Source organism: Caulobacter sp., from assembly GCF_035254145.1.
Classification (GTDB): Bacteria; Pseudomonadota; Alphaproteobacteria; order Caulobacterales; family Caulobacteraceae; genus Caulobacter.
This window is the reverse complement of sequence record NZ_DATFAV010000294.1, coordinates 1-5,257: the sequence shown is the minus strand read 5'-3', so window position 1 is coordinate 5,257 and position 5,257 is coordinate 1. Positions and strand designations below refer to the sequence as shown.

At 67.0% G+C, this 5,257-nt stretch carries 6 protein-coding genes and 2 pseudogenes; 2 read left to right on the top strand and 6 right to left on the bottom strand.

Annotation, left to right across the window (positions count from 1 at the left end):
- The 5 genes from thrS to cysS form a co-directional block, all read right to left on the bottom strand.
- Nucleotides 1-1,397 (bottom strand): threonine--tRNA ligase (gene thrS, locus VJ655_RS17710; protein WP_324113357.1); only part of this gene is annotated, 1,397 nt, incomplete at its 3' end.
- Nucleotides 1,394-1,648 (bottom strand): membrane protein insertion efficiency factor YidD, encoded by a 255-nt coding sequence (gene yidD / locus VJ655_RS17705; RefSeq protein WP_099537978.1) that lies wholly within the window; start codon nucleotides 1,646-1,648, stop codon nucleotides 1,394-1,396. The genes yidD and thrS, both read right to left, overlap by 4 nt.
- Before the next feature lie 52 nt (nucleotides 1,649-1,700).
- Nucleotides 1,701-2,162 carry an iron-sulfur cluster assembly scaffold protein gene (locus VJ655_RS17700; RefSeq protein WP_324113355.1) on the bottom strand — a complete coding sequence of 154 codons (462 nt, stop codon included), beginning with the start codon at nucleotides 2,160-2,162 and terminating at the stop codon, nucleotides 1,701-1,703.
- 8 nt (nucleotides 2,163-2,170) lie between these two features.
- Nucleotides 2,171-2,632, bottom strand: coding sequence for an SRPBCC domain-containing protein (locus VJ655_RS17695; protein WP_324113353.1), 462 nt, complete (start codon nucleotides 2,630-2,632; stop codon nucleotides 2,171-2,173).
- Nucleotides 2,633-2,743: 111 nt separating this feature from the next.
- Entirely contained in the window at nucleotides 2,744-4,135 is a 1,392-nt protein-coding gene (gene cysS, locus VJ655_RS17690) for a cysteine--tRNA ligase (RefSeq protein ID WP_324113351.1), read from the bottom strand.
- A 203-nt stretch (nucleotides 4,136-4,338) separates the two neighbouring features.
- On the opposite strand from cysS, the gene folE reads away from it, so the two are divergent.
- Both folE and VJ655_RS21140 read left to right on the top strand, forming a co-directional pair.
- A complete protein-coding gene (gene folE / locus VJ655_RS17685) occupies nucleotides 4,339-4,974 on the top strand; it encodes a GTP cyclohydrolase I FolE (RefSeq protein WP_324113349.1) in 636 nt (211 codons plus the stop codon).
- An 8-nt stretch (nucleotides 4,975-4,982) separates the two neighbouring features.
- Nucleotides 4,983-5,120, top strand: a pseudogene (locus VJ655_RS21140) (hypothetical protein); the annotation flags it as partial.
- Nucleotides 5,121-5,144: 24 nt separating this feature from the next.
- On the opposite strand, the pseudogene VJ655_RS17675 reads toward VJ655_RS21140, so the two are convergent.
- Nucleotides 5,145-5,257: pseudogene (locus VJ655_RS17675) on the bottom strand (DUF817 domain-containing protein); the annotation flags it as partial.

Here is a 5,257-nt window from a genome sequence, read left to right as displayed (position 1 = left end):
GCCCCGTCGCCCTCGGCGATCACCGGCTCGATGCCGGCCATCCTGGCGGCGGCGGCCATCTGGGCCTCGGCCTTGTCCCAGTATTCGTCGCTGCCGGCGCGCACATCCGGCCGCGTGGCCAGGGCCAGGTAGTCGCGCTCCAGGCCGAAGTCGGCATGGACCGAGCTGGCCAGCTCGATGAACCGGGCCGTTTCCTCCTCGATCTGGTCCTCGCGGCAGAAGATGTGGGCGTCGTCCTGGGTGAAGGCGCGCACCCGCATGATGCCGTGCATGGCGCCCGACGGCTCGTAGCGGTGGCAGGCGCCGAACTCGGCCATGCGCAGCGGCAGCTCGCGATAGCTCTTCTGGCCGACATTGAAGATCTGGATGTGGCCGGGGCAGTTCATCGGCTTGACCGCCAGGACCTCGCCCTCGGCGCTCTCGCACATGAACATGGCGTGGCCAAACTTCTCGGCGTGGCCCGACTTCTCCCACAGGCTCTTGTCGAGGATCTGCGGCGTCTTCACTTCCTTGTAGCCGGCCGCGTCCAGGCGACGGCGCATGTAGTCCTCGAGCACCCGGTACAGGGCCCAGCCCTTCGGGTGCCAGAACACCATGCCCTTGCCCTCTTCCTGGATGTGGAAGAGGTCCATCGTCTTGCCCAGCTTGCGGTGATCGCGCTTCTCGGCTTCCTCGATGCGCTTCAGGTGCGCGTCGAGGTCGGCTTCCGACGCCCAGGCCGTGCCGTAGATGCGCTGCAGTTGGGCGTTGTTCTGGTCGCCGCGCCAGTACGCGCCGGCCAGCTTGGTCAGCTTGAAGGCCTTGCCGACATGCTTGGTCGACGGCAGGTGCGGGCCGCGGCACAGGTCCTTCCAGTTCCCCTGGCGATAGACCGTGATCGTGTCCGTCGGCGGCAGGTCACGGATGATCTGGGCCTTGTACTGCTCGCCGATGCCGTCGAAGTGCTTGATGGCCTCTTCGCGGTCCCAGACCTCGCGCGTGATCTTCTCGTCGCGATCAACGATCTCCTTCATGCGCTTTTCGATCTTTTCCAGATCGTCCAGGCTGAACGGCTCGTCGCGGGCGAAGTCGTAGTAGAAGCCGTCCTCGACGTTCGGGCCGATCGTCACCTGGGTGCCGGGGAACAGCTCCTGCACCGCCTCGGCCAGCACGTGCGCGGTGTCGTGGCGGATGGTGTCGAGGGCCTCGGGGGCCTCGCGCGTCAGGATCTCGAACTTGCGCTCGCCGCCCAGCAGGTCGGGCGTCAGCGGGCGGTCCAGGTCCAGCACCTGGCCGTCCAGCTTGATCAGCAGCGCCTTCTTTTCCAGCGACTTGGAGATGGCCGCGGCGACGTCACGCCCGCTCGAACCATCGGGGTACTGGCGGGAGGAGCCGTCGGGGAAAACCAGATCGATCATTCTTCACATTTCCACTTGCGTGGCTGGTGTCGCGGCGGCGGCGGGTCATAGCCCGATCCGCCAAACGGATTGCAGCGGCAAATCCGTCGCAACCCCAGCCAGGAGCCCTTGAGCGGGCCATGTTCCTTGAGAGCGGCGGCCGTGTACTCCGAACAGCTCGGCGTAAAGCGGCACTGACGCCCGATGAGAGGCGAGAGCGTCAACTTGTAGGCTCTAAGGCCAAGGTCGACGGTGCGGTCGTAGAGGGTCATGCCGGCGCGCGACTGTTAGTCCAGTAAAGTACTAACCCCCTGATGCGAGGGATCAAGCCGCGCCGGCGGTGCTAGTTCGCGTTTCAGGAACGCCTGTGGCCTGGCGGACAGCCTCGACCGTCGCCTCGAACGCCAGCAGCGTCGAGGCGTGACGAGCGGGATAGTCCTTGACCGGCTCCAGCACGGCGAGCTCCGCAAACCGGCCCGCGGGAGGCGAACCGTTCGACTTCAGCATAGCGACAAGCGAGTCGCGCGCCAACTCGATCTCCGAAAGATCGGCCCCGATCACGTTCTGGCCCAGGATCGCGGCGGCCGCCTGGCCCAGGGCGCAGGCGCTGACGTCCTGGGCGTAGTCCACGACCTTGCCGTCGGCCACCGTCACGTCGACCGTGATCTTGCTGCCGCACAGCTTGGCGACCTTTTCGCTGCTGGCGTCCGGCGCGGCCAGACGCCCGGCCCGCGGCATGTTGGCCACAAGCGTCAGGATCTTGGCGCTGTAGAGGTCGTCGATCATCGCGCGCCTTAGATGGGGTCGCCCGACCGCGCCGACCAGATGGCCTCGGCCCGATCGCGGACGGCCTCGCCCATGGCGGCGAAGGCGGCCTTCAGCTTGCGGCGCTCCTCGCGACCGACGAAGCGCAGCAGCATGCCCATGAACAGCTCCCCATTCGAGAAGGTCGAGTTGGCCGGCCCCATGTTCTCGATCTCGAGATAGCGGATCGCCGTGACGAACCCGCCCATCCGGGTGGAGCGCCAGTGCAGCTGCTCGTAAGGCACCCAGTCGTGGACGACCGGCTGGATGACGCGCGGCGGCTCGCCGGGCAGGTGCTGCTCCAGCACCAACGGCGAGCCGATCTTCATCTGCCCCTCGGCCTTGCGATACAGCGGGTTCCAGTGGGTCCAGGTCTCGAACTCGGAGACGACCTCCCAGACGATCTCGGCGGGGGCCTGGACCCCGATGCGGTGTTCGACGGCGCGCTTCATGGGCGGGGACTTATCACCTTCGTTCGGGAGCGCTCAACCTGAGCCCGGACCAAAACCTGTCATCCCGGCTCGGCGCGCTCCGCGCTTGGCCGGGATGACAGGAAAAGCCGATCAGTCCTTCATCCGCCAGGTCGCGCCCGACGGACCGTCCATGACCACCACGCCCAAGGCGTCCAGCTCGCCGCGGATGGCGTCGGCGGCGGTCCAGTCCTTGGCGGCGCGGGCGGCGACGCGCTGGGCCAGCAGGTCCTCGACCTTGGCCTTCAGCTCGTCGGAGGCGTCGCCCTCGAACCAGCTGTCGGGATCGGCCTGCAGGAACCCCAGCAGGGCGCCGGCCTCCAGCAGGCGGGCCTTGTTGGCGGCGATGGCGACGGTGTCGCCGGCCGTCACGGCCTTTTCGATCAGGCTCGACACCTCGAAGAAGGCCGAGGTCGCCAGCGGGGTGTTCAGGTCGTCCATCAGGGCGGCGATCACCTCGGCCGGAGCCTCCATGGCTTGGTCGGGAGCGACATCCTTGGCGCGACGCAGGGCGCCGTACAGGCGATCCAGCGACTTCTTGCTCTGCTCGATCAGCTCCGGCGTCCAGTCCAGCGGCTGGCGGTAGTGGGCCGACAGCAGCGCCCAGCGGATCACCTCCCCCGGAACCGTCTTCAGCAGTTCGTGCGGGATGATCACATTGCCCAGGCTCTTGGACATCTTCTCCCCGCCCATGTCGAGGAAGCCGTTGTGCATCCAGTAGTTGGCCAGCACCGGGGTGTGGTGGGCGCAGCGGCTCTGGGCCACCTCGTTCTCATGGTGCGGGAAGGTCAGGTCGATGCCGCCGGCGTGGATGTCGATCGTCTTGCCCAGCGCCTTGTCGATCATGGCCGAGCATTCGATGTGCCAGCCTGGACGGCCCGCGCCCCAGGGGCTGTCCCACTCGGGCTCGTTCTCCTTAGACGGCTTCCACAGCACGAAGTCGGCCGGGTGACGCTTGTAGGGCGCGACCTCGACGCGGGCGCCGGCGATCATCTCGTCCAAGGGCCTGCCAGAGAGCTTGCCGTAGTCGGCGAAGCTCTGGGTGTCGAACAGCACATGCCCCTCGGCGGCGTAGGCGCTGCCGTTGTCGACCAGCTGGCCGATCATCTCGAGGATGGCCCCGATATGCTCGGTGGCCTTGGGCTCCAGGTCCGGGCGCAGCGCCCCCAGGGCGTCGGCGTCCTGGTGGTAGGCCGCCAGGTACCGCTCGGTGATCACCGAGATCGGCACGCCCTCGTCGGCAGCCTTCTTGTTGATCTTGTCGTCGACGTCCGTGACGTTGCGGGCATAGACCACCGCGTCCTCGCCATAGAGGTGGCGCAGCACGCGATAGAGCACGTCGAACACCACCACCGGCCGGAAATTGCCGATGTGGGCGTAGTTGTAGACCGTGGGTCCGCAGACATACATCGTCACCCGCTTGGGATCGGCGGGAACGAAGTCGCGCTTCTCGCGCGCCAGGGTGTCGTGGATCTTCAGGGTCATCGGGTCGCAGTGCTGTGACGTAAGGAGAGGTTGCTCCGGAGCGGAGCCGGCTCCATATATCCTTCAGATACGGTGAGGGCCACGCCCAACGATGCGTCCGTCGCGACGTCTCGACCGTAGCTGTGAAACGGGTGGCACGCGTCATTCCAGGACGACCGGCGTCCTGGCGCAACTCAGCCCGTGGAAAGAACCCCCTCGACAACATGGACGCACTGACCCGCGAGCGAACCCTGATCGGCACGGATGACGCCGGTCTTGATCTTGAACCCGCCCAGCGCCCCAGCCGCGAAGAGGCCATGGCCGCCGTCCGGACCCTGCTGGCCTGGGCCGGCGACAATCCGGACCGCGAGGGCCTGCTGGACACGCCCGAGCGCGTCGTCGAGGCCTATGGCGAGTGGTTCGCCGGCTATCACGGCGATCCGGCCAAGGAGCTGTCGCGCACCTTCGAGGACGTGCAAGGCTATGACGACATGGTCATGCTGCGCGGCATCGACGTGCAGAGCCACTGCGAGCACCACATGGCGCCGTTCCTGGGCAAGGCCTGGGTGGCGTACATGCCGACCGGCAAGGTCGTGGGCCTATCGAAGCTGGCCCGGCTGGTCGAGATCTTCGCCAAGCGTCTCCAGACCCAGGAGACCATGACCATGCAGATCGCCGACGCCATCGAGGACCACCTCTCGGCCGCCGGCGTGGCCGTGCTGATCGACGCCGAGCACCAGTGCATGTCGACCCGCGGCGTCCGTCACCACGACGTCTCGACGATCACCACCCAGTTCCGCGGCGTCTTCAAGACCGACAAGGTCCTGCAGCAGCGGTTCATGGATCTGGTGCGGAAGTAGGGCCCTTCAATCCTCCCCCTAGCGGGGGAGGTGGTCGCCCACGGGCCCGGCCATGGGCCGGCCCGAGGATAAACTCCGCGGCCGGAGGGGGAAGCATGGCTGAACCGGCCTCTCCCCTCTCCGTCGGCTTCGCCGACACCTCTCCCACGGGGAGAGGATTTAAACTGTCCCTAAGCCGCCGCCCGGATGCCTTCCCGGATCCGCGCCACGCAGGCCTCCACGGGCCGGTGGACCAGGGTCACCAGCACGAAGCTGATCAGCATCAGCAGGTACCAGGCGCCCA

What these genes read in the sequence shown, in the direction of transcription:
- yidD (WP_099537978.1), bottom strand. Translation starts at nt 1,648, where the DNA reads ATGACCCTCTACGACCGCACCGTCGACCTTGGCCTTAGAGCCTACAAG.
- VJ655_RS17700 (WP_324113355.1), bottom strand. Translation starts at nt 2,162, where the DNA reads ATGATCGACGACCTCTACAGCGCCAAGATCCTGACGCTTGTGGCCAAC.
- VJ655_RS17695 (WP_324113353.1), bottom strand. Translation starts at nt 2,632, where the DNA reads ATGAAGCGCGCCGTCGAACACCGCATCGGGGTCCAGGCCCCCGCCGAG.
- cysS (WP_324113351.1), bottom strand. Translation starts at nt 4,135, where the DNA reads ATGACCCTGAAGATCCACGACACCCTGGCGCGCGAGAAGCGCGACTTC.
- folE (WP_324113349.1), top strand. Translation starts at nt 4,339, where the DNA reads ATGGACGCACTGACCCGCGAGCGAACCCTGATCGGCACGGATGACGCC.